Annotated in this window: 5 protein-coding genes; 3 read left to right on the top strand and 2 right to left on the bottom strand. The window is 41.2% G+C overall.

The genetic code is table 11. The annotated features are described in order from the left end of the window. Nucleotides 1–116: 116 nt before the first annotated feature. Nucleotides 117–428, bottom strand: a complete 312-nt coding sequence (locus RMY64_RS36635; protein ID WP_322698261.1) for a hypothetical protein — start codon at nucleotides 426–428, stop codon at nucleotides 117–119. Between the two features lie 80 nt (nucleotides 429–508). Here RMY64_RS36635 and RMY64_RS36630 point away from each other — a divergent pair, with 80 nt between their 5' ends. Genes RMY64_RS36630 through RMY64_RS36620 form a run of 3 tightly spaced genes read left to right on the top strand, consistent with a single transcriptional unit; the run spans nucleotide 509 to nucleotide 1,882 of the window. After that, on the top strand, nucleotides 509–787 hold the full coding sequence (locus RMY64_RS36630; RefSeq protein ID WP_267870548.1) for a helix-turn-helix domain-containing protein: 279 nt from the start codon (nucleotides 509–511) through the stop codon (nucleotides 785–787). Next, nucleotides 780–971, top strand: a complete 192-nt coding sequence (locus RMY64_RS36625) for a hypothetical protein (protein WP_322702684.1) — start codon at nucleotides 780–782, stop codon at nucleotides 969–971. The genes RMY64_RS36630 and RMY64_RS36625 overlap by 8 nt, the downstream gene beginning before the upstream one ends. A gap of 50 nt (nucleotides 972–1,021) precedes the next feature. Next, nucleotides 1,022–1,882: a pentapeptide repeat-containing protein gene (locus RMY64_RS36620; RefSeq protein ID WP_322702683.1), complete on the top strand. Its 861-nt coding sequence runs from the start codon at nucleotides 1,022–1,024 to the stop codon at nucleotides 1,880–1,882. Between the two features lie 94 nt (nucleotides 1,883–1,976). On the opposite strand, the gene RMY64_RS36615 is transcribed toward RMY64_RS36620, so the two are convergent. Then, nucleotides 1,977–2,141 (bottom strand): hypothetical protein, encoded by a 165-nt coding sequence (locus RMY64_RS36615; RefSeq protein WP_322702682.1) that lies wholly within the window; start codon nucleotides 2,139–2,141, stop codon nucleotides 1,977–1,979. Nucleotides 2,142–2,439 lie beyond the last annotated feature (298 nt).

Below are 2,439 nucleotides of genomic sequence, written 5' to 3'. Positions count from 1 at the left end.
AGATGGCACAGATTTTTGCTAGTTCTTCGTAACCCAATCCCCAACGATAGCTAAAATCTTGGGGAGACATGAACATTTGGTTGTGCAATTCTAGCAACTGCTGATGTTGTTGAGCTTCAGACATGATTGCCCCGAAGCCTTTCCAAGAATGAGTTATCCAGGGGTTCGATATCTTCCTCGAAAGCAAAGTCGCAGGTGCAAATTTTACGAGAGGGGCTGCGCTCATCTAAAAGAACCAAATAATGTAAGCCAGTGGCAATGCAACTAGCTTGTTGGGTGTATATGACTCCAATAACGCGACCATAATCACCGTTGGGTACTTGAAACCAGCGCACCCATTCACCGAGACGAAATCTCTGGTGGGGTAATTCGCTGGGAATTACTTCTGGCATCGCTACTGGCGGAATCTGAGGAAATGTATTCGTCATATTTATTGCGGATAGCGTTGCACCAATATTTTTAAATTAACATATAGTGTGCAAAACTAAATTTATTGTGTATAGATTAATTGTCTACACTCCCTCACGATGGTTCTGTGAGGCAAAAAAACCAAGATCCAGATATTGAATATCGCTTTGGCAAAGCTATTAGACGGCGACGACGAGAATTAGACCTTTCTCAAGAAGAGTTAGCTGAAAGGGCTGGTCTTCATCGCAATTACATTTCCAGTATCGAAACAGGGACTCGTAATCCTTCACTAAAAAATATAGAAAAGCTTGCACAGGCGCTGAACATATCTATTTCTGCTTTTTTTGCAGATTACGGTATTGAAGCAGAGAGTGAGTAAAACTGGGATTTTTGAGCGTTATAGCACACGATCGCCTTTATCGGCAGCCTCTGTGAAACATTTTTCACAGCGCAAACGAGTCAGAGCGATGCCCAACGATCGGCTCAGGGTAAGACCTACGGCGGTAAACTACGCTTGCGTTAAGTTTGCTCTCAGAAGGATGAAATTTGGTAACGGGTTTTGATAACCTAGCACCGTTGGAACGTAAGACGATCGCAGTAGTCCAGTTTATCCATGCAATCTCATAATCAGACTCAAGAAATTACCCCAGAATTCTTTATAAATGCAGGAGTGAACTTAGATACAGGAGGAAATCAAGAAGATTTGCTAACTATGGTAAATCTTAGCAAGCAACAACTCAGGGATAGATGGTTTACTCCAGCAGGGCAAAATATTCTTATACGCTGGAAAACAAATGGTTTCAAGCGAGACGTGTTAGATCGAATGGTTGGCAAGTACTACGAACACACGGATATTCGAGGAATACCTTTGATTAAGGAGGATTTGACTAGGGCAAATTTGAGTAAGGTTGATTTCTATGGCGCAAATCTAGAAAACAGTAATTTTAAAAATGCGGATCTAACAGATTCCTGGCTATCTGAAACCAATATAAAAGGTGCTTGCTTTGACTATGCCAAGATGAAGGATGTGCTGATTGATCATGTAGAGTTTAGTAATAAAACTAGCTTTACTGGGGTTAGCCTTAGAAGTATAGACTTTAATTTATCTGCCCTATTACAAGAGTATGCAACCAATCAGCAAAGAATCGAAAGCCTAAAAAGTAAGCATCCTATACTGGCAAAAATTCTGTATGTAACTTGCGATTACGGGCGCTCATTGAGCAGGTTTATTTTTTGCTGTTTAGTAGTGGTTGTTTCGTTTAGTCTGATATATTGGCTTTCTGCTGGTTCTTTGAGTAAGCTTGGTTTTTGGAATAGTCTCTACTTCTCGATTATGGCATTCACCTCGTTTGGTAGTGAAATTCATGCATTGTCTACTGCTGGTAAATTTCTTACAACCATTGAGGTTATCACTGGTTATTTGATGACTCCCTTGCTGGTAGCGATTTTAGTCAGGAAGACCATAGGCGATTAGGTGATGTCTTGTCTGCAAAACTAAACAGAACTCACTTCCTAAAGCAACTAAAGCCCTCCAGAAAAGTTTCTCAGAAGGGCTTATGCGATCGTAGTCAGTAATTTGACCTCGATATTTGAGCAACGCCTAACGGCATAAAGCCACGAATCACAATTCCACGTAACCATAGTTGGCAGTATGGCGCATATTGAGCAACGCCTAACGGCATAAAGCCACGAATCACAGCAAATTTGAAAACCCTTAACTGAGCAAGGTTCATTTACAATCTTACAAGTACTTTCCAGATCGAGAAACCAAAAACATACAACTTACCAAAGTTTCCCTTACTTTCAGCCCCTCAAACCCAGTGCCGATAAACTTTCCCAAAAATGGCAAGCACCTTTTTTCTTGTCTCAATTACCATATCCCTTACCGTGTAAACCTTCCCGCCATTCTTTGATCCTAAACTCCCTTTCCCATAAGAGATACTTGTCAAATTGGAGATTGAATCATCGTCCACGCCAAATCAGGAGGTGGTGAGCTTGGCATTTCCTCAATCCGATACCTCAAAAATCGGG

Origin of the sequence: Nostoc sp. DedQUE08 (assembly GCF_034530895.1) — a bacterium.
Classification (GTDB): domain Bacteria; phylum Cyanobacteriota; class Cyanobacteriia; order Cyanobacteriales; family Nostocaceae; genus Nostoc.
This window is presented reverse-complemented; position numbering and strand designations above follow the sequence as displayed.

Coding starts and splice junctions, on each gene's coding strand:
- RMY64_RS36620 (WP_322702683.1), top strand. CDS start 1,022: ATGCAATCTCATAATCAGACTCAAGAAATTACCCCAGAATTCTTTATA.
- RMY64_RS36615 (WP_322702682.1), bottom strand. CDS start 2,141: ATGAACCTTGCTCAGTTAAGGGTTTTCAAATTTGCTGTGATTCGTGGC.
- RMY64_RS36635 (WP_322698261.1), bottom strand. CDS start 428: ATGACGAATACATTTCCTCAGATTCCGCCAGTAGCGATGCCAGAAGTA.